Source organism: Cellulophaga sp. RHA_52, from assembly GCF_007827205.1.
GTDB lineage: Bacteria > Bacteroidota > Bacteroidia > Flavobacteriales > Flavobacteriaceae > Cellulophaga > Cellulophaga lytica.
Window position 1 is genome coordinate 618,603 of sequence record NZ_VIRZ01000001.1, and the last position, 24,977, is coordinate 643,579.

The 24,977-nt window shown below is 31.7% G+C and carries 22 protein-coding genes; 5 read left to right on the forward strand and 17 right to left on the reverse strand.

The window, feature by feature from the left end:
• Positions 1-4: 4 nt before the first annotated feature.
• From JM80_RS02715 to hemB, 8 genes are all read right to left on the reverse strand, one after another.
• Entirely contained in the window at positions 5-475 is a 471-nt protein-coding gene (locus tag JM80_RS02715; protein ID WP_038507360.1) for a methylated-DNA--[protein]-cysteine S-methyltransferase, read from the reverse strand.
• Positions 475-1,638 (reverse strand): CNNM domain-containing protein, encoded by a 1,164-nt coding sequence (locus JM80_RS02720; protein ID WP_013621134.1) that lies wholly within the window; start codon positions 1,636-1,638, stop codon positions 475-477. Before JM80_RS02720 ends, JM80_RS02715 begins: the two co-directional genes overlap by 1 nt.
• Positions 1,639-1,757: 119 nt before the next feature.
• The gene (locus JM80_RS02725) at positions 1,758-2,027 is read right to left on the reverse strand and encodes a hypothetical protein (protein WP_013621133.1); all 270 of its coding nucleotides are present in this window, start codon (positions 2,025-2,027) and stop codon (positions 1,758-1,760) included.
• 100 nt (positions 2,028-2,127) lie between these two features.
• Entirely contained in the window at positions 2,128-3,006 is an 879-nt protein-coding gene (locus JM80_RS02730; RefSeq protein ID WP_144709151.1) for an AraC family transcriptional regulator, read from the reverse strand.
• Between the two features lie 85 nt (positions 3,007-3,091).
• On the reverse strand, positions 3,092-4,006 hold the full coding sequence (locus tag JM80_RS02735; protein WP_013621131.1) for a sialate O-acetylesterase: 915 nt from the start codon (positions 4,004-4,006) through the stop codon (positions 3,092-3,094).
• 174 nt (positions 4,007-4,180) lie between these two features.
• Positions 4,181-5,479: a short-chain dehydrogenase gene (locus tag JM80_RS02740; protein WP_144709152.1), complete on the reverse strand. Its 1,299-nt coding sequence runs from the start codon at positions 5,477-5,479 to the stop codon at positions 4,181-4,183.
• An 80-nt stretch (positions 5,480-5,559) separates the two neighbouring features.
• Positions 5,560-6,309: a hypothetical protein gene (locus tag JM80_RS02745; RefSeq protein WP_144709153.1), complete on the reverse strand. Its 750-nt coding sequence runs from the start codon at positions 6,307-6,309 to the stop codon at positions 5,560-5,562.
• Between the two features lie 207 nt (positions 6,310-6,516).
• Positions 6,517-7,506: a porphobilinogen synthase gene (gene hemB / locus JM80_RS02750; RefSeq protein WP_013621128.1), complete on the reverse strand. Its 990-nt coding sequence runs from the start codon at positions 7,504-7,506 to the stop codon at positions 6,517-6,519.
• A gap of 72 nt (positions 7,507-7,578) precedes the next feature.
• Between hemB and JM80_RS02755 the strand changes: the two genes are divergently transcribed.
• The 4 genes from JM80_RS02755 (at position 7,579) to JM80_RS02770 (ending at position 15,733) form a co-directional block, all read left to right on the forward strand.
• Positions 7,579-10,224, forward strand: coding sequence for a DEAD/DEAH box helicase family protein (locus tag JM80_RS02755; protein WP_144709154.1), 2,646 nt, complete (start codon positions 7,579-7,581; stop codon positions 10,222-10,224).
• A gap of 107 nt (positions 10,225-10,331) precedes the next feature.
• Positions 10,332-11,213, forward strand: coding sequence for an ABC transporter ATP-binding protein (locus JM80_RS02760; protein WP_034646495.1), 882 nt, complete (start codon positions 10,332-10,334; stop codon positions 11,211-11,213).
• Between the two features lie 2 nt (positions 11,214-11,215).
• Positions 11,216-14,824, forward strand: coding sequence for a M1 family aminopeptidase (locus tag JM80_RS02765; protein ID WP_144709155.1), 3,609 nt, complete (start codon positions 11,216-11,218; stop codon positions 14,822-14,824).
• Between the two features lie 330 nt (positions 14,825-15,154).
• Entirely contained in the window at positions 15,155-15,733 is a 579-nt protein-coding gene (locus tag JM80_RS02770; protein WP_034646498.1) for a fasciclin domain-containing protein, read from the forward strand.
• 102 nt (positions 15,734-15,835) lie between these two features.
• On the opposite strand, the gene hemF is transcribed toward JM80_RS02770, so the two are convergent.
• The 8 genes from hemF to hemA all read right to left on the reverse strand — a co-directional run bounded on the left by hemF (position 15,836) and on the right by hemA (position 23,023).
• Positions 15,836-16,738: an oxygen-dependent coproporphyrinogen oxidase gene (hemF, locus tag JM80_RS02775; protein ID WP_144709156.1), complete on the reverse strand. Its 903-nt coding sequence runs from the start codon at positions 16,736-16,738 to the stop codon at positions 15,836-15,838.
• 25 nt (positions 16,739-16,763) lie between these two features.
• Positions 16,764-17,393, reverse strand: coding sequence for a hypothetical protein (locus tag JM80_RS02780; protein ID WP_144709157.1), 630 nt, complete (start codon positions 17,391-17,393; stop codon positions 16,764-16,766).
• 58 nt (positions 17,394-17,451) lie between these two features.
• Positions 17,452-17,799: a 5-carboxymethyl-2-hydroxymuconate Delta-isomerase gene (locus tag JM80_RS02785; RefSeq protein ID WP_144709158.1), complete on the reverse strand. Its 348-nt coding sequence runs from the start codon at positions 17,797-17,799 to the stop codon at positions 17,452-17,454.
• A gap of 5 nt (positions 17,800-17,804) precedes the next feature.
• Complete coding sequence (locus tag JM80_RS02790) at positions 17,805-18,560, reverse strand: EI24 domain-containing protein (RefSeq protein WP_144709159.1); 756 nt, start codon at positions 18,558-18,560, stop codon at positions 17,805-17,807.
• 26 nt (positions 18,561-18,586) lie between these two features.
• Positions 18,587-19,018 carry a hypothetical protein gene (locus tag JM80_RS02795; protein ID WP_144709160.1) on the reverse strand — a complete coding sequence of 144 codons (432 nt, stop codon included), beginning with the start codon at positions 19,016-19,018 and terminating at the stop codon, positions 18,587-18,589.
• A 56-nt stretch (positions 19,019-19,074) separates the two neighbouring features.
• Positions 19,075-20,103 carry a uroporphyrinogen decarboxylase gene (hemE, locus tag JM80_RS02800; RefSeq protein ID WP_013621118.1) on the reverse strand — a complete coding sequence of 343 codons (1,029 nt, stop codon included), beginning with the start codon at positions 20,101-20,103 and terminating at the stop codon, positions 19,075-19,077.
• Between the two features lie 86 nt (positions 20,104-20,189).
• Positions 20,190-21,767: a hydroxymethylbilane synthase gene (hemC, locus tag JM80_RS02805; protein WP_144709161.1), complete on the reverse strand. Its 1,578-nt coding sequence runs from the start codon at positions 21,765-21,767 to the stop codon at positions 20,190-20,192.
• Positions 21,764-23,023 (reverse strand): glutamyl-tRNA reductase, encoded by a 1,260-nt coding sequence (hemA, locus tag JM80_RS02810; protein WP_013621116.1) that lies wholly within the window; start codon positions 23,021-23,023, stop codon positions 21,764-21,766. Before hemA ends, hemC begins: the two co-directional genes overlap by 4 nt.
• 206 nt (positions 23,024-23,229) lie before the next feature.
• On the opposite strand from hemA, the gene JM80_RS02815 reads away from it, so the two are divergent.
• On the forward strand, positions 23,230-24,120 hold the full coding sequence (locus JM80_RS02815; protein WP_013621115.1) for an AraC family transcriptional regulator: 891 nt from the start codon (positions 23,230-23,232) through the stop codon (positions 24,118-24,120).
• A gap of 1 nt (position 24,121) precedes the next feature.
• Here the strand turns inward: JM80_RS02815 and JM80_RS02820 are convergent, their stop codons facing one another.
• On the reverse strand, positions 24,122-24,967 hold the full coding sequence (locus JM80_RS02820) for an N-acetylmuramoyl-L-alanine amidase-like domain-containing protein (protein ID WP_144709162.1): 846 nt from the start codon (positions 24,965-24,967) through the stop codon (positions 24,122-24,124).
• Between the last annotated feature and the right edge of the window lie 10 nt (positions 24,968-24,977).

The window sequence follows — 24,977 nt, forward strand, 5'->3', positions numbered from 1 at the left end:
TATTTTAAAATAAAGAGGTTTGTGTAACAGGACTCTCATGTTCTAGCAACCATTTTTTGCGGTGCAAACCACCTGCGTAACCTGTTAAAGAACCATCACTACCAATTACTCTATGACAGGGAACCATAATCCACAAGGGATTTTTACCATTTGCAGCTGCAACAGCTCTTATAGCTTTTGGATCTCCCAAAATTTTAGATAATTCTAAATAAGAATATGTTTTACCGTACGGTATTTGTAAAAGCGCATCCCATACTTTTTTTTGAAAATCTGTACCAGCAGGATTTAAAGTTAAACTAAACGTAGTGCGTTCTCCTCTAAAATATTCTTGTAGTTGGTAAACAGCATCTTCAAGCACTTCTGGAATTACTTCCGTTATTTCGCCATCATCAAAAACAGAAATTACAGAAAGTCCGTCTTCATCGCCTTCTAATTTAGCAATACCTAACGGAGTCTTTATGTAAGCTGTTTCTATCATTTTGTATCTTCAGCAGCATCTGGTTTTGTTTCAGAAGTATCTGTTTTACCATCTTCTTCAACAATTAGCCCCATTTTTTTAGCTCTGTTCTCCCAATTTTTTCTGGCCAGAGATTGTAGATCCGCAATATGGTCGCTCTCATCCATAATCTCCATTCCTAACAAAGTTTCTATAACATCTTCCATAGTAACCAAACCACTTACGGAGCCATATTCATCTACAACCAAAGCAACGTGTTCTCTCTTCTTTATAAACGTTTCAAACAACTGCGGAATAGGTGTATTACGTTCCGTTGCTAAAATTTCTCTTTTTATACTAGACAAAGGAGAATTCCCGTTTTTATTAATAACCTCTTCTAATATATTATCTTTTAATACAAAACCAGTTATATTATCTAAAGAGCCACTGTATATTGGAATTCTAGAAAAACGCATTTTAGGATTAGCTTCATAAAACTCCCCTATTGTAGCTGTTTCTGCCGCAGATTTTAAAACCGTACGTGGCGTCATTATATGCTTGGCTAAAATTTCATCAAACTCTAATAAATTACGTATAATTTTAGATTCAGATTCCTGAAAAACACCTTCTTCATGTGCAATATCTGCCATAGTTGTAAAATCTTCTCTACTTAACACACTACCGTGGTGCTCTTTACTTCCAACTAATTTAGTAAACACTTGCAATAACCAAAGTAGGCCTGTATATTTTAAAATTAAGACCATTATTTTTAATGCCTTTGTTGTAAAATTTGCTAGTTGTTTCCAGTACGTTGCACCAATAGTTTTAGGTATAATTTCTGAGGCTACTAATATTAAAATTGTCATTAAAGTAGACACAATACCAACCATTAAATCTTCTGTAAAAGTAACGCCAAAAACACTAGTTGTTGCAGTACCATACATTTCTGCATAGGCAACTTTTGCTTGTACACCCACTAAAATTGCACCAACTGTATGTGCAATTGTATTTAATGTTAAAATAGCAATTAACGGTTTATCTACATCTTTTTTTAAAGCCTCTAATTCTGTTGCAAAGCTTTTACCCTCTTTCTTTTTAACGTTTATAAATGTAGTAGTAACACTTAATAAAACCGCCTCTAGTATAGAGCACAAGAATGAAAAGAATACCGAAATAAATGCGTAAAATATTAAAAGACCCATAGTATATGATTAGATTACGAAAATAGCAAAAAGTTAGCAGTTCTATGTAATTAAAAATTACTAGTAAAGTAATACTACTTTGTAAAATATCAAAAATAAAAAAAACAGGGTATAATAATTTACATTTTAAATTTTGGCTTAACAAAATAGCGTTGTTTCTTTTTTGTTCTGTAAATAGTTAAGGTAGCCATAATGCACCAAATTAAATTAGAAACAAATGATGGTATAGCATTATAATAATAGCAGTTTATGGCTATTAAAAGTGCTCCAAAAAGATTTAAGTACTTTGCATAGTTAACGTACTTATTGTTTTCTATAAGTGTAATCCCATAAGCAAGGATTAAAAAGCCAGAACCTGACCAACCTAATACATCAATTAACAATTTCATTTTTACTAATTTGTTTCATTTATTGGGGTTAAATTATGAAGCAAATTTGCGCTATCAGGAGTTATGTATTATGATACAAATACGGCTAAAAATGGTAATTTTACGCCAGTAGTATTTTTTTTCTAAATTCGGTTGGTGTAAAGCCTTGGTGTTTTTTAAAATATTTTACAAAATTTGTAGGCTCCTCAAAACCAATTCTGTAGCCAATTTCTTTTACGCTATCCTCTGTGTGTACTAGCAAACGCTTTGCCTCTAATATTACCCTGGCATCTATCATTTGTTTAGGCGTAATATCCATTACTTTTAATGTAGCTGCATTTAAACGTTTTTGAGTTACGTTTAGTTGGTCTGCATACTTGCTTACCGATTTTTGCTCAACAAAATTTTTATCTAACAAGTCTCTAAACTTAATTACGTAATCTATATCTGGCCCCTTATTTATTTTTTTACTATGCTGATTTTGCCTTTCTCTTTCTGATAAAAGTAAAATATTCTGAAGGTAATTTCTAAGTATATCAGATTGGTAATTATCTATACTCGCCCGTAGTTCTTCTTCTATAAATTGAAAAAGACCTGTATAAATAGATGTAAGTTTGTGCACTTGTATGGTAGAGATAGAATACAGATCGTTAAAAAGCATGTTACTTCTTAAAAACTTTGTGTCTTCATCGGTCTTACAAAAAAAGTTATCTGTAAACAGTAAAACTACACCCTCTACTGCCACATCCGCATCAAAACATTGTACACTATTTTTATCTACAAATAAAATTGAGTTTGGTTTAATGTCTATAGGGTTAAAATCTACCATATGTTTGGGATTTCCTTTTTTAAACCATATAATTTGATAAAAATCTGCTCTGTGAGGAACTATTAAATCATCAAAAAAATTGTTGTACAAGTCTGCAAGGTTTACCAACTCAAACTCTTGTGGCAACCCTTCTTTAAAACCATGTTTTTGAATTACTGATGGTGTAGACATCTATTTACAACTTAAAAACCAAAAGTATGGTATTTTATGTTAGTATTAAAACATTACTAACGTTGTAATATAATGTGGTTGCTTTTTACTTATACTTAAGTTGTAGCATTTTCTGAGCGTATCTTTTTCCTAATTCTCGTACTCCGGCAGAATTAAAATGCACGCTATCTTTACGTGCCTCGCATTCTTTAGAAGAAATAATATGTGCAGTTGGGACTACACTTGGCAATGTATTAACTATTGGATTCATACTTGCACATTTACCTCCTTGATCTTCGTGTACCATTTCACCAGCCAGCAAAGGTACTTCTGCTGCGTTTAATGATAAATCTGCTAACATATTGTTGTAGATAGTAGCTACGTAAGATGGCCATTTTTCATCACCTGTATTGCTTTCTCCTTGGTGTAAAAGAATACCTTTTATAACACCTCTCTTTTGCGCTTGCTTAGCCAATTGTATTAAATGGTTATATGGGTTACCGCCATATGCTTTAATTTTATCTGCAAACCAATCTTCTTTATAAGTATCATCATAATTGGCATAAATTTCTTTATCAAATAACCTAATATCAGATCCGCCAACAGCAACATTTACAAGACCTATACTAATACTATCTGCTAAATTGTTAACCATTGTTTTGCCAAAATAATCTGCAGGAGATAAACCTGTGTAACATTGAGTTAAAGGAGCTACAGCCGTATACCATTCCCCTTTTTTTCTTTTAAGATTATCACAATCTAAAGACTGTAATACTTTAAAACGGCTGTTCTCCAATAAATCTTTCTTTTGTATAGTTGCAGAACCTTCCATATTAGACTGCCCAAAACATAAATAAATATGAAAATTTGGATTAAAATCTAAACTACTATCCTTTGCAATAGTAGGTTCTGTATTTTTAGTGTTAAAAGTAGTTGTAGTTAATGTTGCTGGTAAAAATGCAGTGTAAGAAGTAAACAAAAATGCAGCTAAAGCAATGTATTTTATAAATGTAAATTTCATTGTTTCAATATATTAAGTACCAACAATCTTAATTATTAGTCAACAACGAATGTAAAAATTTTAACAATTAAAAAATTAGTAAATTATGCGATATATTGATACTTTCATGAAAAAACAAAGCGTAATACTAGTTTTAAAACTCATACTACGCTTTTAAAAAAGATAATTTGTAGCTTAATCTAACAACCCTTTTGTTTTGTCCCAAAGACCTTCACCCTGTTGTAACAGCTCTTCTCCTGTTTTCTCTAAATTTTCAGAGCTTGTATACTTATTGTAATTTTTTATAAAGCTGTTAAAATTTTCTATAGCAGTAAACATTTCTTTAGTGTGTGGTACGTTTTGCTCTTCCATTAACTTTTGCCAATCTACCTCTGCTAAAAGAGACAGCATATATTTGGTTGCTATTTTGCTTAAAAAGTATTTATCATAAAAACCGTTTAATACTTTACCTGGCTCTCTATTTTTTACATATACTATAGACTCACCTAACCTTTCTTTTTCTTTAGCTGAAAGCAAATCACTTGTTTTTAATTTTTTTAAAGCAGCTATGGCTTTATCATTTTTTTCTTTTTTAAGATATAAGTAAGACTCTATAGACCAAATTACCTCATTATCTAATCCTATTTTTTTTGAGTCTTCTAAAAACATTTCAAAATCTTCTAATGCACGTTCTTCATCTATATCTCGTTCCATCATTAGCCTATCAAAACCTCTAAATAAATGATTTAAAGAGTGCAAACCAATATGGGTTTGCTCATTATTTAGATTTCCCCACTGGAACATAGCTCTTGTGTATGGCAAGTCTACACCCTCATTAGCATTTAACCAATCTATGTTTCTAGATATTTCATCTTCAGATAAGTAGTATAGTTTTTTCTCAAAAAACAAAAAACCTCTAAAATATTGCAAAAGTGTTTTTATTTCAGAGTCTGGCAGCAATTCTGGTTTAGTTTTAGAACATTCATACAAAGAGACCTCTTTACCAATATCTCTACTTAAAATAACAATTGCACTTAAAACCGAATGCTCTATATTCTGCACATACTCTTTTTCTTTACCAGCTAAAATTTTTTTTCCTTGTGTATTAGATGCATTAAAAGCTTCTAACAATGTAGGAAACTCATCCTCATCAGTCTCCATAATAAAGTTTTCCATTTTTTTGTAATCTCTATAAATAGAAATGTAATCTAAAACAGATAAACTCTCTTGGTCATTAGAGTTGTACTTAGAAATTTTAGAGAAAACCCTATCTAAATCCGACTTAAACTCTGCAAATTCTGGAGAAACAGTGTCTTTTGCCACAGATGCTCTAATTAGTATTTTTCCAAATTTATAGGATAACACCTTGTCAGAGTTTATACTAGCTACAAGAGTTTTTTTGTCTTTAGCCAACAATTCTTCATCAGTCTTATCTCCGCCAAAACAGCTATTAAATAGTATTACAATTAATAATAGTAGTAGGTTTTTTTTCATAGATAATTTTTAAGATTGATGCAGTAAGGTGTAAAATTAAAAGAATAGTTTATACAATTATACCCTGTTAAAAGGGATTATTAAAGTTTACCTTCTCTTAGCTTATCAGACAGCTGACTTAAACCTATTACATTACTTATTTCTCCATTTTTAACCACAAATAGATCTTCACATAAAAGTTCACAATTCTGCTTGTTAGTTAATATCATATATGTATGAATGTCTATAAATTGATATATATGTTTGGTGTCTAGCAAATAAGAACAAACATAAATAAGCCCTTTTCTTGGAATAGAAACCAATAGCTCATTAGAGTTTAGCATTTTGTGAGCCTCTAACATATGTTTTCTACTCAATATTTTTTCACTTGAAAGCGGAGTAATTCTGGCTGATAAAATATCATACTCATTTTTTTCATCAGTGAAATCCCAATACATAAAAGGCAATTCTAAATTATCCAAATTGGTTATGCTATGTTTATCAAGCTTTTTAAAGTCTTTTTCAGTTTTATTACTTGTTTTTAAATGAAAAACATCTATTTCTCCGTTTGCATCTTCTTTGCTTTTATCCATCATTACAAAAGCCTGTACAGTAGGAGCATAAATATCTTCTGATTCATAAAAAACCGAAACTAAATCATCAGTCAAATCTATTTCTTTTGTTTTTTTAGAAACCAAATACGGATAAACCATTGTATAATCCATTTCCAAATTATCAGTAATAACTTCTTTTGCAAGAGTTCTTGCTTGTGTATTAGCTGTGGGCTTTTTACGCAAATTTGTGGGTTCTGCAGGGCCAAGTCCTAAAATATTTCTTAAAAACTGTATCATATATATTGTGTTAGCACATTAAATAAGGGTATTAAACAGGACTAAACTATATATTTTTATAGGACTGCTATAATACGCACCTATTTCCGAAAGGTTTTAACCTTTATTCGTAATAAAAAATTGCATATTATAATGTATTACAAAAAAAGGCTTGCTAAAAAGTGTGTTGTACTTTTTAGCAAGCCTTTATAATTTGTATTTAAAAAATTACCCTAAAATACGAATTGCATCTTTAGCAAAGTAGCTTGCAATAATATTTGCACCTGCTCTTTTTATTGCGGTAAGTTGCTCCATAACTACTGCATCATGGTTTAACCAACCTTTTTCTGCTGCTGCTTTAACCATTGCATACTCTCCACTAACTTGGTAAACTGCCACTGGTACATCTACCTCATTTTTAATTTCACGAACAATATCTAAATAACAAAGTCCTGGTTTTACCATTACAATATCTGCACCTTCATCAATATCCATTTCTGTTTCTCTAATGGCTTCAAAACGGTTGGCATAATCCATTTGGTATGTTTTTTTATCCTTAGGTATATCTTTTTCATCTACTGGTGCAGAGTCTAAAGCATCTCTAAAAGGGCCGTAAAAAGCAGAGGCATACTTTGCACTGTAGCTCATAATACCAGTGTTGTAAAAACCATCATCCTCTAAAGCTTCACGTATGCTTAAAATACGTCCATCCATCATATCACTAGGTGCAACAAAATCTGCTCCTGCTTCTGCATGTGACACGCTCATTTCTGTAAGCACCTCAACAGATTCATCATTTAAAACCAACCCATTTTCTATAATACCATCATGGCCGTAAGAAGAATAAGGGTCTAAAGCAACATCTGTCATTACCAACATATCTGGACAAGCGTTTTTTACTGTTTTAACAGCACGTTGCATTAATCCGTCTGGGTTTACAGCTTCTGTACCTTTATTATCTTTTAAATTATCGGGCACTTTTGCAAAAAGTAAAACCGACTTTAAGCCCATTTTCCAAAGCTCCTTTACCTCATTTTCTAACAAATCTAAACTATACCTAAAATAATTTGGCATAGACGGTATTTCTTCTTTTATAGCTTTACCTTCTACCACAAAAAGTGGCACTAAAAAATCATCTGGAGATACTATGGTTTCACGAACCAAAGAACGGATTGCCTCGTTACTACGCAATCTTCTGTTTCTAATAATTGGATACATAATTATTGTTTACTTTAGTAGTGTCAAAGTTACTTAATATCAACCAAAAATACAGAAACCAAGAGCCTTCATTTGAGTACTATTAACAACATTTTACAATTTAAGTTTACTTGGCGTACCTATCAGCAAAAATTCTTAGACAATTTTGATACGCATATTAACGACAAGCACCTACACGTTGTAGCGCCACCTGGATCTGGAAAAACAATTTTAGGCATAGAAATGCTTAAAAGAGTTAACCAAACTACCTTGGTATTATCACCTTCTTTAACCATTAGAAACCAATGGAGAGACAGAATGCTTACCTTTTTTTTAGAAGATAAAAGTTATACAAACTACTCTTTAAACATAAAAAAACCAAAGCAAATTACCTTTACTACCTACCAGGCTTTGCACGCTTTACATAAAGATTTTAACAAGCTAGACAACCCTAAAACTCTAGTTAACTTTATAAAGAAAAACAACATAAAAACTATTGTTTTAGATGAAGCACACCACCTAAAAAATGAGTGGTGGAAATGCTTATTTGAAATTAAAAAGGCAGATGACATAACGGTAATATCACTAACCGCTACACCTCCTTATGACAGCGAAGCTAATGAGGTAAAAAAATATTTTGATTTATGCGGACCAATAGACGATGAAATTGTGGTTCCTGATTTAGTTAAAAATGGAGATTTATGTCCGCACCAAGATTATGTGTATTTTTCTAAGCCAGATAAAAAACAAATAGAAAGTATTGTTACCTACCGTGAAAACATTTTAAACTTTATAAATACACTTGTAGATGATACTGAGTTTACCAACATTTTACAAGAACATCCGTTTTACAAGAACACAGAAGAAGAGCTAGAAAGTATATACAACAAACCACTATTTTACTCTTCTTTAATTATATTTTTAAATGCAGCAAAAATAACTGTTCCAAAAGAAAAAATAGCAATTTTAGGTTTTAAGGATGATAAAATTGAGTTTCCAAACTTAAACTACAACTGGCTACAAGTTTTACTGCAAGAAATGCTGGTTGTACAACGAGATTTACTTTTACCTTTTGAACAGAAGCTACATACCATTGAAAGGGATTTACGAAAAATTGGTGCTTTTAGTAAAATGCGAGTAGATTTTGTTGGTGTTGAAGATTTGTACAGAACATTAGCCAATAGCCCTAGCAAATTAAAAAGTATAAATGCCATTATTACTGCCGAAAGTGATAATTTAAAAGACGATTTAAGAGCTGTTATTTTAACAGATTTTATACGAAAAGAATTTCTGTATTTTGACGGCTCTAAACTTGAAGAATTAAATAAATTAGGTGTTGTTTCTATTTTTCAATACTTACGTACACAAGGCAAACATAAAGAACAACTAGGTATTTTAACTGGCTCTATTGTAATTTTGCATAAGAGTGCCCTCATCAATTTAAAAAAAATAGCAGCCCATACTACATTTACTGTAAAACCTTTAGAGGCAGATGAAGATTTTGTTATTATAACTTCATTTACAAAAGGGAAAAACACAATAGTATCTGCAGTTACAGCGCTTTTTGAAAACGGAACCGTAAAAATACTAATTGGTACAAAAGCTTTACTTGGCGAGGGTTGGGATGCTCCTGCAATTAACACCTTGGTATTGGCGTCTTATGTTGGCTCGTTTGTATCATCTAACCAAATGCGTGGTAGAGCTATTAGAACTCAAGCTGGTAATAAAAACAAAACTGGTAATATTTGGCACTTGGCTTGTTTAGATCCTACAGATCCCGAAGGTGGTAAAGATTTAGAAAAACTAACCCGCAGATTTAATGCTTTTATGGGTGTTGCTCTAAAAGGAGAACCCTACATTGTTAATGGTTTAGATAGGTTAGGTTTACCTTTGCAATACTCACCAAAAATAAACATAGAACAATTAAATAAAGATACTTTTACCATTGCAACCAAAAGAGATTTAATTGCCACCAGATGGAAAAAAGCAATTGGTAAAGGAGATGTTTTTATTAGAGAATTAAACATTTTATACCCTTACAAAGAACCTTATACCAAACAAAAAAAATTACGCAGTGTAAACGCTAGTAAATATCTTTTTTTAGAAGTGCTAGTTGGTACATTTGCTATAATACCAGAGTTTATTTTAAAAAATGTAGGCATACTATTAAGTAAGGGAGTAATGCAATTTATATCACTATTTTTTGGCGCTATTTTTTTAGGTTTCATACCTAAAGCATACAAAGCACTAAAGCTTTACTTTTTATTTGGCAATATGGAGCGTAAAACACAAAAAATAGCACAAGCTGTATTACATTCCTTAGTGGCATTACAAAAAATAACAACACCAATAAACAAAATTAAACTAGAAACCGACCGGTATAGTAATGGTGTTTTTGCATTTTACATAACAGGCGTAACTACTAATGAGAGCTCTTTATTTATTACTGCTCTAGAAGAAATTATTGCTCCTGTAGACAATCCAAAGTATTTAATAGACAATAGCTCTTGGTTAAAAAGAAAATGGAATTTGCGAACCTATTACGTTGTACCTACCATTTTCTGTAAACGTAAAGCAGAAGCCAAAAGATTTCATTTTTATTGGGAAGAATTTGTTGGTAATTCCTCCTTAATATATACCAGAACAAAATACGGCAGACAACAACTAATTAAAGCAAGGCTAGCACATATTGTTTATCAATTTAAAGATGCTTCTAAAAAAGCCATTACTTGGAGATAATTGTTAAAACAGTAAGACATTTCTTAAATTACACACTTAATTATGTAACAATTTAACAACTAAGGTTACTAACCAATTAATATCAACAAAACTTAAATATATTACATATGCTATCTATTAAAGACCTTAACAAAACGTATCCTAACGGAACAAAAGCATTAAACAATGTAAATTTAGAAATTAGCAAAGGTATGTTTGGTCTTTTAGGTCCAAATGGCGCTGGTAAATCTAGTTTAATGAGAACCATTGCCACATTACAGTTAGCAGATAGCGGTAGTATAGAGTTTAATGGTGTAGATGTTTTTAAAACTCCTGAAGAATTACGCAAAGTATTGGGTTATTTACCACAAGATTTTGGTGTTTACCCTAAAGTTTCTGCAGAAATGATGCTAAATCATATTGCAAAAATAAAAGGAATACAAAATAGTAGTGAGCGCAAAGCATACGTAGCAGATTTGCTAAACAAAGTAAACTTATACAAGTTTAGAAAAAGAAATTTAGGAGATTACTCTGGTGGTATGCGCCAACGTTTTGGTATAGCACAAGCACTAATTGGTAATCCTAAATTAATAATTGTAGATGAGCCAACTGCTGGTTTAGATCCCCTAGAGCGTAACCGTTTTCATAATTTATTAAGCGAGTTGGGAGAAGATGCTGTAGTAATTTTATCTACACATATTGTAGATGACGTTGTTAACCTATGCACAAATATGGCAGTTTTTAATGAGGGGCAAGTACTGGTACAAGGGCACCCAATGGAATTAACCAACTCTTTAAATGGTAAGGTATTTAGAAAAAGTATTCATAAAGAAGAAATTGCTGAGTATGAAGCCAATTACACCGTACTATCATCATACCTACGCAGTGGCAGCCTAAACATTAATGTTTTTGCTGAAAGCAACCCTGGTGAGGGTTTTGAAGTTATAAGCAACACCTTAGAAGATTTTTACTTTTACAGTATTAACCAAATGGCTAACCAAACTGTGTAATTATGAAAGAAATATTTTTATTTGAAATAAAGTACAGGTTACGCAGACCAGTAACCTACATCTACATTTTTTTAATGTTTATAATTCCGTGTTTACTAGCGTTATTTAGCTTAGATTCTGGCACAGCACAATTTGTAAACAGTCCAAGCTCTATTGCCAGTGTTTTGGGAGCATTAAGTATGCTTGGTTTGTTTTTTTACGCTGCAATTATGGGCGTACCAGTATTTAGAGATGAAGAGCACAAAACCGCACAAACCTACTTTACATTTCCTGTAACAGAAAAAAACTATATTCTTGGTCGCTTTTTAGGTAGTTTTACTATTGTAACTATTATGAATATTGGTGCCGTATTAGGCACTATGATTGGTATTGGTATTGGAGCTTTATGGAACAGACCAGATTATGGCGTTTATACAGCTTTTGATATCACATCTTACATACTCCCTTTTGTATTTTTCTTAACGCTTAACTCATTATTTATTGGCGCATTATTCTTTAGTCTAATGACATTTTTTAAAAGAATGTCTATTTTGTATTTAGGCGGAATTTTAATTTTTATACTTAGTAATGTTGCTGGTACTTTATTAAGCAATTTAGATAGTCAATGGTTAAGTATTTATGTAGATCCTTTTGGCTCCGAAGCGTATAAGTACATAAAAAAATACTGGTCTATTAACGAGGTTAACACCTTGTACTTACCAATGTATGGAGAGTTTTTAGTAAACCGCTTACTATGGTTAGCTATTAGTGTTGGTATATTTTTATTTACATTATTTAAATTCTCTTACCCAAGCTTTTTAATACCTAAAAAAGCTAAAAAATTAAAAGAAGATAATAGCACACCACAAACAACAATTGCTACAAATAGTATAGAACAAGTATTTAGCAACAAAGCTATTTGGGGTAATTTATGGTCTTTAAGTAAAATTGAATTTTTATCTATTGTAAAAGAAAATGCTTTTAGAATACTTATTCTGGTTGGTATTATTTTCTCTGTATTTATTGCAACACAAACTACGCAAACCTACGGCACACCATCTTTACCAATAACCCGTTTTATGGTACAAGAGTTAAGCTCTGGGCTATTAGTTTTTTCCATTATTATACTGGTTATTTATGCTGGTGAAGCGGTACACAGAACAAGAAAAAGTAAAACATTTGAATTTTATGACGCACTACCAGTAACCAACGCAACATTATACATCTCTAAAATTATTGCACTTATATGCGTAGCTGTTGTACTTACATTAATTACCATTTTAGTTGGTATGTTATATCAAACTTATAATGGCTATTTTAATTATGAGTTGGGTATGTATCTTACATTTAATTTTGCTTACATTTTTCCGGCTTACATTACAACAGTATTGCTGGCGTTTTTTATTCACATATTGGCAAACAATAAATTCTTAGGTCACTTTTTAGTTATTGTAATTTCTTTAGGCTTACCGCTACTAATTACCTTAGTTTTTAAAGTAAACAACCCATTATTTCTTTATGGCGGTGTACCTGGTAGCTTTTTAAGTGATTTAAATGGCTTTGGACATTATTTAACAGGTAGTTTTTGGCTAAATCTGTATTGGATATTATTTAGCTGTATTTTAGCTGTAGTTGGCTATGTTTTTTGGAGCAGAGGATTTTACTCTTCTTTTAAAGAAAGGCTACGCCTTGCTGCTAGTCGTTTTAAAGGAAAAACAATAATTGCTTTTGTTGTATTTAGCATTGGTTTTGTTGCTGTTGGTGCATATAGCTACTATAATTTACAAGTTTTAAACAGTATAGGAAGCGCAGACTACAGCAATAAAATTGCAGCAGATGCAGAAAAAAAATATGCCAAATACATAAACAAGCCTCATATACAAATTATAGATTTAAAGGCTAAAGTAGATATTTACCCTGAGGAAAGAGACGTTTATGCAGAAGGTAATTTTACTGCAGTAAATAATTTTGATACTCCAATAGACACACTTTTAATGGAAGTTAAATTTGGTGTTGCAGATACTAAAATAACTAAGGTTGTATACAACGGTAAAGAACTACAACCATTTTTAAAAGATAGTATTTACAGGTTATTTATATATAAATTACCGCAACCTTTACAACCAAAGGATACTGCTTCTTTAGTTATAAATACTAGAGCTATTACTAAAGGTTTTTCTAACGGACTAGAAACAAATGTGTTAAATAACGGCTCTTTTTTTAGAGATGATATTTTCCCTTCTTTTCATTATGAAATTGCTTTAAACGACAACGGTACGCGTAAAAAATATGGGTTAGAAGAAATGGATTATCTGTTGTCTCCAAGAACAGATAGCATTGCCTTGCGTAAAAATTTATTTAATGAAGATGCAAATTATATGAATTTTGAAGCTACTGTAAGCACCGCTAAAGGGCAAACAGCTATTGCTCCTGGTAACCTTATTAAAAAATGGGATAAAGACAATAGAAGTTACTTTACTTATAAATTAAGTGAAACAACAGATTATTTCTTCAACTTTGCATCTGCTGCTTATGATGTTAAAAAGGATAACTGGACAGCCCCAAGCGGAAAAAAAGTAGCTATAGAAATTTACCATTCTCCTAAACACAAGAAAAATTTAGAACACTTTATTAACGGCATAAAAATATCTTTAGATTACAACTCTAAAAACTTTTATGAATATCCGTATTCTATTATCAGAATTGTAGAATTCCCTGCATACTCAACTTTTGCACAGTCTTTTGCCACCACAATACCATATTCTGAAGATTTTGGTTTTGTAGCTAACTTTTCAGAAGCAGAAGATTTTAATTATGCGTTTAGAGTAACATCTCATGAGGTGGCACACCAATGGTGGGGACATATTGTAACTCCTAGTAAAACCTCTGGATCTAATATAATTTCTGAAACCTTAGCAGAATACGTGTCATTAATGACAATGAAAAAAGAGTATGGAGAAAACGGAATAAAATCGTTCTTAAAAAATTCTTTAGACTCTTATTTAAGTGCACGCCAGTTTAGTTTTAAGCCAGAACGGTCTTTACTAAATGTAGAAACTGGTCAGCATATTTGGTACCGTAAAGGTTCTATGGTTATGTATGAATTACAAGATGTTATTGACGAAGACAAAATTAATAGTGCGCTAAAGCAATTTTTAAACGAGTATAAATACTTTAACAAAGGAGTGTATGCTACATCTGAAAATTTATATGATGCCATTTACGCTATAGCACCAGACTCTTTAAAATATAAGGTTACTGATGGTTTTAAAGAAATTGTTTTGTATGAAAATAAAGTTGTAAATGCTAAAACCAAAAAATTAGACAACGGAAAATGGGAAACTACTTTTACTGTAAACTCTTCTAAAATTTATTATGATGATAAAGGAAAAGAAAGAGAAACTGACACTAAAAAGAATTTAGTTGACATAGGACTTTTTGGACCTGATATTAAGAATGATGAGAATGTTACCATAAAAGATCCTTACTATTTTGAATTAAAATGGTTGGCACCAGGAGACAATACATTTACAATTGTAACAGATAAAAAGCCTGAAAAAGCTGGTATAGATCCTTACAACAAACTAATAGATCGTAAATCTGGCGACAATTTAAAAGATGTATTAGAATAACATAAAAACACTTTTTACTCTATAAAAAAACGCTCCATATGGGGCGTTTTTTATTTCTTATAAACTCCCACTATAACAAACTACATAGTTTCTTGTAGCTTAATATGTTTTTTAAATATGCCTTTAATACTGCTCTTTAACCTAAAAACAGAGAATATTACCACAATATAAGATTGTAGCAACTTATAGTATATACAATTATACTAGGTAGTTGGTTTTGTAATTTTCACCATAAACAATACAACAATATAAAAAAGAGACATTTTTGTAAAACCCTGTTTTACTTTTTACCGTAGGTAAGGTTGAAACAGAAATTTAAAACACTTATAAATGAAATTATCTAAAGTATTAAAATCGACATTATTAGCAGCAACACTATTAATTGGAGCAAACACTTTTGCACAAGATAAAATGATGAAAGCTGAAACAAAAATGGTTGGTGGCGCAGAAATGTACCCAACAAAAGATATTATAACTAACGCTGTAAACTCTAAAGACCACACAACACTTGTTGCTGCCGTTAAAGCTGCAGACTTAGTAAAAACATTACAAGGAGAAGGTCCTTTTACTGTTTTTGCACCAACAAATATGGCTTTTGAAAAATTACCAAAAGGTACCGTAGAGACATTATTAATGACAGAAAACAAAGCAACATTACAAAAAGTACTTACCTACCATGTAGTTGCCGGTAAATACTCTGCTAAAGACATTATAAAAGCAATAAAAATGGGCAAAGGAAAAGCTGAATTTACCACTGTTGCTGATGAAAAACTAACTGCAATGGTTACAAACGGTAAAGTGCAGTTAAAAGATGTTGCAGGTAATATTTCTACAGTTACAATTGCAGATGTAAATCAATCTAACGGCGTTATACACGTAGTAGATACCGTTGTTTTACCAATGAAATAGTTTTTTTTATTAGTTTAATTGATTGTTCCCCAAATGTAAAAAGGTGTCTAAAATTACTTTAGACACCTTTTTTATTTCAATACTCTAATATAACTTTTTATACTACACCCATTCTTTAGGTGTTTTTAAAACCTGAAGCAATTTTTCTTCTTCACTACCTTCCTCTGGAGTATGATCATAAACCCATTGTACATGCGGCGGTAAACTCATTAAAATACTCTCTATACGTCCGTTTGTTTTTAGCCCAAACAACGTTCCTTTATCGTGCACCAAATTAAATTCTACATAACGGCCACGTCTAATCTCTAGCCAATCTCTTTCTTCTTTGGTATAAGGCAATTCTTTTCTTTTTTCTACAATAGGCACATAACAATCTAAAAAACTATTGCCTACCTCAGTAACAAAATTGTACCAATCTTGCATAGACATAGCGTCTGTTGCTTTACAATAATCAAAAAATAAACCACCAACACCACGAGCTTCATTTCTGTGTGCGTTCCAAAAATACTCATCACAACGTGCTTTGTATTTAGCGTAAAACTCTAGATTGTGCTTATCACAAGCAGTTTTACATACGTTATGAAAATGAGTAGCATCTTCATTAAACAAATAATAAGGGGTTAAATCTTGCCCACCACCAAACCATTGGTCTACAATGTTACCGTCTGTATCATACATTTCAAAATAACGCCAATTTGCGTGTACAGTAGGCACCATTGGGTTTTTAGGGTGTAATACTAAGCTTAGTCCACAAGCAAAAAAGTTAGCATCTTCTACACCAAAATACTTTTGCATACTTTCTGGTAACTTTCCGTGAACTCCAGAAATATTTACACCACCTTTTTCAAAAACAGCACCATTTTCTATAACTCTGGTTCTACCTCCACCACCTTCTGGACGTTTCCAAATGTCCTGCTTAAATTTAGCATCTCCATCTATAACTTCTAACTTAGTGGTAATAGTATCCTGTAATTCTTGTATATAGTTATAAAACTTATCTTTCATTATATCATAAATTTTTAAATGTCTTTTATAAATCTTGTCTACTAGCTACTACTTTATTGCTATCATTAATTAAATATGCATCGGTTATTGCTAAAAATAAATAATAGAGAACCCCAAAAAATAGCGGAATTTGTGGCTGACTAACAAACAAACCAGTAATTGTAAGATCTTTATAAAAATTAGATTTTGCTAAAAAATCTTTAGTTAAACCTAGTTCTGGAATTACAGATTGTATTAGTAGTGTTCCCAATAATAAAAAAAAATAACCTATTACAGAAATAACAGACTTTAGTATTAATTCATTTTTCAACTCTTGTTTAACATTAAAAAAAGCATAGCGCATACGATTAAAAACTACAACACAATACAGTATTAAAATATCATTACCTTCTATAAAACTATTAAAAGCAAGAGCAAAAGCACCATATAAAGGTACTAAGAGAAATAATGATGTCCGCTTAGGTAAAAAAGCCATAAATAAACCAGAATGCACCATAGCAAATTCAAAAGCCATAAGGGTAACATATGATAATATTTTAGTAGCATCAGTAATGTTTGGCGTATACCAAACTACAAATAACTTATAGGCAAAAATTATATTTAAAACTATAGCTCCGTACCGAAAAGGTTTATCGTATTTCTCAATAATATTCATTTATTATTTTATAAGTGCATTTATCTAAACAAAGCATATCTCTTAAAACCATACTATTTTAAATCATTGATTTATTGTAATAAGTTTCCTTTTCAAAATCTCTAATATTAATAGCTACAAAAGGGATTTCTGGGAATAACTGGCTTAATTTACGTGTTATTTCTTTTGATAAATTTGCTTTTTGTTCCTTAGTTCTACCCTCCATAATGTTAGCAAAAACGTGAATAAAAGGTTTTTGCTCACCTCCTACCAAATAGTGCTCTGCAAAAGGGTTTAAACGTACTTTTATATCTGCTTCATCAAATAAATTAGAAGCTACTGCTACAGCGTGTATTGATTGTAAAACCTCCGCTGGATTTTGCAGTTTTAAAATATCACTAGAACAATCTATAACAAAGTGTGGCATACTAATTATTTTTTAATAGTTAAAGTATCTTTCTTTAAAATTTCTACTGTTTTTAATGTTGCAGCAGTAACAGACAAAGGCAAAACAAGAATAATACCTACTAATGGTACAAACAAAAACAGCATAAAAACAATACCATTACCTATAGCTAAACCTCTATTTTTTTTAACAAATGCAACACTCTCTTTGTAGTTAAAATGGCGTTCTAAAGTATAGTCCATATTACCAAAACCTGCGTAATATGCTTGCATTAAAAACAGTAACACTGTAGAGACTACCCCAATTACTGGTATAAAACCAAGTAATAGAATTGGTATTGTAAATAAAATTTCTTTAGCTAAGTTTCTTACGTTTATGCGTATACCACGCCATAATTGCTCACTAAAAGTAGTGTTTGTATGGCTATGTGCCGGTACACCTGTTAAATGTGCCTCTATTTTTTCTGATACAGGACTCATAAAAGGTGCAGATAATGCCATTACAATGTGTTTGTATAACAATAAACCTATTACAACAATTACTGTTGCGCCTATAAAGTTAGAAACTGCAGTAAAAGCCTCTTTGCCCCAATCCCAAATCCAGATTTGTGCTATAAAACCACCAATACTACCAGACAACCAAATAGCTAACAAAACAATTATTGCTGCTGTTAATACGCTAATTAGTACAGGAACAAGAAAATATTTCCAAAGTTTTAGCTTAGAAATTAAAGCAAAAGTACCAGCATAGGCTTTTATTCCTTTTAAGATATTTTTGAGCATTTGTTATGTTTTAAAATTCTTAAAAACTAAGATACAATATATACCATATTTGCAGGATATAGTTTTATGTCTTTTGCATTTGCAATTTTTTCGGCTACCTTACTTTTTTCAAAAATAAAGTTTATTAATTCCGATTCCTTTTTGTCTGCATAATTAAAAAAATAAAGTCTACCAACAGCATTGTTCTGTAGGTCCATTAGTTCATCTAACTCATTATTATTAGTAACTTTTTCATACAAATCGGTTACTTTTTGAGCCCAAAACACACTTTTTTGCTTGCTTTTTGTACGTTTTAGTGAGTAAGTACACAAAAGAGCATTCCACACTGCGTGTCTAAACGCATTACCTTTATTACTTTTACCGTGCCCACCTGGATAGTAGGTATTGCAAAGAGCAAATGTTTGTTTTGTTGCTTTTATACTAGGAACCAATAATAACGGATGTCTTAAAAACAGCAAAGACAGTTTAAAAAACTGTCTTACACTTAAACTTTTTATTCTGGTCCAGACTTTCACTAATTAGCTTTATACTCTTTTACAGCGTCTATAAATGCTTTTGCATTTTCTAACGGTATGTTTGGCAAAATACCGTGACCAAGGTTTACTATATACTTATCCTTACCAAACTCATTTATCATTTGGTGCACCATTTTTTTAATATCTTCTGGTGGAGATAATAACCTAGACGGATCAAAATTACCTTGTAATGTAATATTACCTCCAGTTAAGTAACGTGCATTACGTGCAGAACAAGTCCAGTCTACACCTAATGCAGATGCACCAGATTTAGCCATATCACCCAATGCAAACCAACATCCCTTACCAAAAGCTATAACCGGAGCTTCATCTTTTAAGGCATCTATAATTTGCTGTATGTACTGCCAAGAAAACTCTTGATAATCTGTTGGTGATAACATACCTCCCCAAGAGTCAAACACCTGAACAGCGTTAACACCAGCCTTAACTTTTTCTTTAAGGTAAGCTATTGTAGTATCTGTAATTTTTTGCAATAATTGATGAGCTGCAACCGGGTTGGTAAAACAAAATTCCTTTGCTTTATCAAACGTTTTACTACCTTGCCCTTGTACGCAGTAACATAAAATTGTCCAAGGAGAACCTGCAAAACCAATTAAAGGAATATCATCATTTAACTTCTCTTTTGTCATTTTAATAGCATCCATAACATAACCAAGTGTGCTGTTTATGTCTGGTACAATAACAGATTCTAAATCTTTAGAAGTACGAATAGGGTTTGGCAAATAAGGCCCAAAATTAGGTTTCATTTCAACCTCTATATTCATTGCCTGTGGAATAACCAAAATATCAGAAAATAAAATAGCAGCATCCATACCATATCTACGTATGGGTTGCACTGTTATTTCTGATGCCAACTCTGGGGTTTGGCAACGCGTAAAGAAATCGTATTTTTTCTTTATTTCCATAAACTCTGGCAAGTATCTACCTGCCTGACGCATCATCCAAACTGGTGGCCTGTCTACGGTTTCACCTTTTAAGGCTCTTAAAAATAAATCGTTTTTTATCATATCCTTTCCCTAGCCCTCTCCGCAGGAGAAGGAATTTATTTAACTTAAACTATATTTTTTAATAAACAAAAGCTAAAAACTATAAGCTATTTATAATGCTCGTTTACTAAATCTATAACACTTTCTACAGTTGGTAGTTTTGCTACTCTAACATCTTCAAAATGTTTTTTTGCCTCTGCTGCTGTTGTATCTCCTATACAAAAAGCAATTGCATTGGCTTTATTTTCTTTTAAAAAGCTTTCTATACCAGACGGACTGTAAAACAATACAGCCTCTACAGTGTTTGGCACCTTTTTGGCATCAAACTTTGTTTGGTAAGCTTCTATTTCATTAACTTTAATATCATTTTTTTCTAAAATAGAAGGCATATCATCTAACCTTAAATTACCAGAAAAATAGGTTATTTCTTTTACCGCTAAATTAGCTACTAAATACTCTGCTAATTCTTTTGCACTTTTTTCAAAATGTGCAACCGGACCAATATTGTTTTTTATAAAACGTCTGGTTTTACGACCTACACAGTAAATATTATTAAACTGAAGCTCTGACCCTGCGTAATTAGTTAGTACAGATTCTACTGCATTTTTACTCGTAAAAACTACATTTTCAATCTCTTTTTTAAATACTCTTGGTGGTATTCTGTTAGAACTAATTTTTATAAAATCACTACTTTCTGCAGCAATACCATTTGCTAACCTATCTTTTTGGTCATTAGTTAACAATTTGGTAGAAAAAACAGTGGTTTCTTTATTAGCACTGTGTAAACCTTCCATAATATACTTACCACCACGTTCTAAAACGTGTTCTGCAGCTTCTATTGCCAAGTTATTATGATCGCCTAATTTTACAAGTCTGTCTACCTCTATTTTCTTAGTTCCATCTGGACTTAGTAATACGGCTCTAAAAATTACTTGTTCGCTTTTTATATATGCCAAAGCACCAATTGGAGCAGTACAACCACCCTCTAACCTATTTAAAAAAGTACGTTCTATTGTTGTACAAATTTCAGTTTCTCTATGGTTTATTTCTTCACAAATAGCTAAAATTTCTTCTTCGTCTTCTTTTGCTGTAACCATTATTGCACCTTGTCCTGGCGCAGGAATCATCCAATCTAAATTAACAGCTTCCTCTGGTCGTAAATTTAATCTACCTATACCAGCGGCAGCAAATATTGCTCCGTTCCATGTTTCAGAATCTTCTAATTTTTGCAAACGTGTATTTACATTACCACGTATATCTTCTACCTTATGAGTTGGGTAACGGTTTAGCCATTGTGCTTTACGGCGCAAACTACTGGTAGCAATAACACCATCACGGGCACCTAAAAACTCTTCGTTATTTTTATATACCAAAGTGTCTTTAACATTACCACGTTCTAAAACAGCTGCTTGTACAATACCTTTAGGCAAAACAGTTGGCACATCTTTTAAAGAGTGTACTGCAATATCTATTTCTCCTTTAAGCATTGCTATATCTAGGGTTCTAGTAAAAATACCCGTAATACCAAGCTCGTACAAAGGTTTATCTAACTCTAAATCTCCTGCAGATTTAACAGCTACTATTTTAGTTTTAAATCCTAGGGTTTCTAATTCTGACTTAACTCTGTTTGCCTGATACAATGCAAGTTCACTATCTCTGGTACCAATGCGTATTATTTTGCTCATTTTGTTGTATTCACTTCTAATTGAAAAACTTTCTGTATTAAGTCTAAACTATTGTTAGCGTCTGTATTTTCATCTTTTAAGTGATTGGCAAACTGCTTTGTAATTTTCTGTATAATACGGTCTGTTATAATATCTGCCTCTTCTAAGTTAAAGTTAGCAGCCTTTTTGCTATGAAAATCTAGCTCTTCTTCTTTAATAGTATTTAGCTTTTGCTTTAATGCCTTAATTACCGGAGCAAATTTGCGGGTCTCTAACCACTTTATAAACTCGGTTTTAATTTCATCATTAATGGCTTCTGCTTGTGGTATAAACTGCTTTCTTTTTTCTAAAGTTTCATCAGTCATTTGAGATAAATGATCTAAATGAATAAGCGACACATTATCTAACTCCTCTACATTATCTGCCACATTTTTAGGTATAGAAAGATCTAAAATTAATAGTGGTTTTTTTGTATAAATTAACTCTTTAGAAATGGTTGGTTGTGCAGCACCAGTGGCAACTATTAATACATCTGTATTTCTAATTTCTGCCTGTAAATCTCCATAATCTTTAACCACCAAATTAAACTTACCAGCAACTTTCTCTGCCTTGTCTTTGGTTCTATTAATTAAAGTAATGTGTGAGTTTTGTGTGTGTTTTATTAAGTTTTCACACGTATTACGCCCTATTTTACCTGTTCCAAAAAGTAAAATATTCTTTTCTGATATATTAGGTACGTTTTTAATAATGTATTGTACAGATGCAAAAGCTACAGATGTTGCTCCGCTAGATATTTCTGTTTCGTTTTTAATACGCTTACTTGCCTGTATAACCGCATTACATAAGCGCTCTATAAAAGGGTTTGCTAAATTGTGTTTTTTAGAACGAACAAAACTTTGCTTAAGCTGACTTATAATTTCAAAATCTCCTAGAATTTGACTGTCTAAACCTGTACCAACTTTAAATAAATGGCTAATAGCATCGTTATTTTTATATACATATGCTACTTCCTGAAACTCTTCTACAGTACCAGAAGCATTATCACACAACAATTTTATTAATTGAAATGGATGCTTTGCAAAACCATGCAATTCTGTTCTGTTACAAGTAGAGGTTACCAACAAACCATCTATACCTTCTTCTGCCGCCTCTACTAGCAATGTGTTCATTGCTTTTTCATCTAAACTAAATTTGCCTCTTACTACTGCATCTGCCTTTTCATAATTAAGACCTATGGTGTAAAAGGAACTATGTTTAGAAATATGATAATTCTTCATTGGGAATTTTTCAAATCGGTTACAAAAATAATTCTAGCATTAGAATAAAAATAACGCTAGAAGAACAATAAGTATCGATTACCGCTTTTTAATCTCTTATTTACACTAAAAAGAGGCTAAATGCTTATATTTGTTATGGTAACAATGAATAGCTCTTTTCTATTTAGAAAGTTTCTAAATAGAGTGAAACTGTAACAAAATTTAAAATGGAAGTAAAAAATACCGCTCAAGGTTCATTTGAAGAAGTACTAATTGAAGATGGTTTTTATGTACTTAAAATACAAAACGATAGTATTGAAAATCAAAAAGTTGAACGTGAAATAGACAGCTCTTTCATACAGTTTCATTACTGCTTAAAAGGCAACGGAAAGTTTATTTTTAATGACAGTAGCTATGCATTAGAGGTTTCTGAAGAAAACTCTCTTTTACTTTACAATACACAAAAAGATTTGCCACTAAACCTAGAGTTAAGCCCTAACTCTTGGATGGTATCTGTGGTAATGACAATTCGTAAATTTCATTCATTATTTTCTAAAGAAGCAGATTACATTCCGTTTTTAAGTTCAGATTTTCAAGATAAAAAATACTACTCACAGGAAAATGTGAGTCCGGCTACAGCAATAGTTCTAAGTCAGATTATGAATTACAATCTGCACTCTTCTATAAAAAGCCTATACATAAAAGGCAAAGTTTATGAGCTTATTGCTTTGTATTTTAACAAAAGTGAAGATGCAGATATTGAGCAATGTCCTTTTTTGGTTGATGAAGATAATGTACAACGAATTAGAAAAGCCAAAGAAATTATTATTGCTAGAATGGCAGAACCACCAACATTAGCAGAATTGTCTGATGAAATTGGCTTGTCTTTAAAAAAGCTAAAAGAAGGTTTTAAACAAATTTATGGCGACTCTGTATATAGTTTTTTGTTTGAGCACAAAATGGATTACGCACGTAAAATGCTAGAAACCGGCCAACATAATGTTAACGAAGTTGGCTTAAAAGTAGGTTACAGTACTGCAAGCCATTTTATAGCTGCTTTTAAAAAGAAATATGGCACAACACCAAAAAAATATTTAATGTCTTTAACTAACGGCTAATTTAAATTGGTCTTGCAACCATAATACCAATGTTACTTTTTATGTTTTTAAGGTAATCTACTAATGGCATTTTTGTAATCTCTACTTGCATAGATCCTGTAGAGGCGTGCAACATATGTATACGCCCATCTTCTGCACGTATTGCAATACCTGTATGCGTAACATCTAAACCATTAATAGAGGTTGCTAGCGCAATAATATCTCCAGATTGTATTAGGTGTTCGTTAGCTGCAATATCTTCTTGTGACAATACACAAAACTCTTTCTCTTTAAGTGCGGCTTCTGTTTTTAATATGGTGTTATAATTTGCATCATCTTTTAAAAATGGATATAAATCTCTGTGTGTACCCATAAAGTTAATTTCCTTTTTAACAATTTTACCGCCAATTTTATTGGTAATATTTTTTACCAATCCCTTAGTTTCATTGTTAGAAATCCACTCTGTAAAATAATGTAACCTAGACCCATAACCATCTAAATTACCATCTCTGTATCTAATTTTTTTTAAGGTCGAAGTAAATGAAGGAAAATACAAACTATCTGCTCTAGAGATTAACCCAAAAGCAAGTACATTCTCTACAAAAGTGGTACAGTCTAAACCCTGAAGATTAACCACTAAAGATTCTTTTTCTCCTATTTCTAATGTTTTTGCAACATATGGTATTTTTAAAAATGTTTTACCAATAGCAATTAAAGAGTCGCCAAAAGTAGTTGCCTTACCCACTAATTTTATTTCATTAATTTTATTAGCAAAAGCCACGCTATCTTTAGGAGAACACGTAATATGTTGTGCATTACAAAATACACAACTTGCAAGTATAAATATTAAAAACAATTGTTTTTTCATAGCTAGTAAA

What these genes read in the sequence shown, in the direction of transcription:
- JM80_RS02720 (WP_013621134.1), bottom strand. Translation starts at nt 1,638, where the DNA reads ATGGGTCTTTTAATATTTTACGCATTTATTTCGGTATTCTTTTCATTC.
- JM80_RS02725 (WP_013621133.1), bottom strand. Translation starts at nt 2,027, where the DNA reads ATGAAATTGTTAATTGATGTATTAGGTTGGTCAGGTTCTGGCTTTTTA.
- JM80_RS02730 (WP_144709151.1), bottom strand. Translation starts at nt 3,006, where the DNA reads ATGTCTACACCATCAGTAATTCAAAAACATGGTTTTAAAGAAGGGTTG.
- JM80_RS02735 (WP_013621131.1), bottom strand. Translation starts at nt 4,006, where the DNA reads ATGAAATTTACATTTATAAAATACATTGCTTTAGCTGCATTTTTGTTT.
- JM80_RS02740 (WP_144709152.1), bottom strand. Translation starts at nt 5,479, where the DNA reads ATGAAAAAAAACCTACTACTATTATTAATTGTAATACTATTTAATAGC.
- JM80_RS02745 (WP_144709153.1), bottom strand. Translation starts at nt 6,309, where the DNA reads ATGATACAGTTTTTAAGAAATATTTTAGGACTTGGCCCTGCAGAACCC.
- hemB (WP_013621128.1), bottom strand. Translation starts at nt 7,506, where the DNA reads ATGTATCCAATTATTAGAAACAGAAGATTGCGTAGTAACGAGGCAATC.
- JM80_RS02760 (WP_034646495.1), top strand. Translation starts at nt 10,332, where the DNA reads ATGCTATCTATTAAAGACCTTAACAAAACGTATCCTAACGGAACAAAA.
- JM80_RS02765 (WP_144709155.1), top strand. Translation starts at nt 11,216, where the DNA reads ATGAAAGAAATATTTTTATTTGAAATAAAGTACAGGTTACGCAGACCA.
- JM80_RS02770 (WP_034646498.1), top strand. Translation starts at nt 15,155, where the DNA reads ATGAAATTATCTAAAGTATTAAAATCGACATTATTAGCAGCAACACTA.
- hemF (WP_144709156.1), bottom strand. Translation starts at nt 16,738, where the DNA reads ATGAAAGATAAGTTTTATAACTATATACAAGAATTACAGGATACTATT.
- JM80_RS02780 (WP_144709157.1), bottom strand. Translation starts at nt 17,393, where the DNA reads ATGAATATTATTGAGAAATACGATAAACCTTTTCGGTACGGAGCTATA.
- JM80_RS02785 (WP_144709158.1), bottom strand. Translation starts at nt 17,799, where the DNA reads ATGCCACACTTTGTTATAGATTGTTCTAGTGATATTTTAAAACTGCAA.
- JM80_RS02790 (WP_144709159.1), bottom strand. Translation starts at nt 18,560, where the DNA reads ATGCTCAAAAATATCTTAAAAGGAATAAAAGCCTATGCTGGTACTTTT.
- hemE (WP_013621118.1), bottom strand. Translation starts at nt 20,103, where the DNA reads ATGATAAAAAACGATTTATTTTTAAGAGCCTTAAAAGGTGAAACCGTA.
- hemC (WP_144709161.1), bottom strand. Translation starts at nt 21,767, where the DNA reads ATGAGCAAAATAATACGCATTGGTACCAGAGATAGTGAACTTGCATTG.
- hemA (WP_013621116.1), bottom strand. Translation starts at nt 23,023, where the DNA reads ATGAAGAATTATCATATTTCTAAACATAGTTCCTTTTACACCATAGGT.
- JM80_RS02815 (WP_013621115.1), top strand. Translation starts at nt 23,230, where the DNA reads ATGGAAGTAAAAAATACCGCTCAAGGTTCATTTGAAGAAGTACTAATT.
- JM80_RS02820 (WP_144709162.1), bottom strand. Translation starts at nt 24,967, where the DNA reads ATGAAAAAACAATTGTTTTTAATATTTATACTTGCAAGTTGTGTATTT.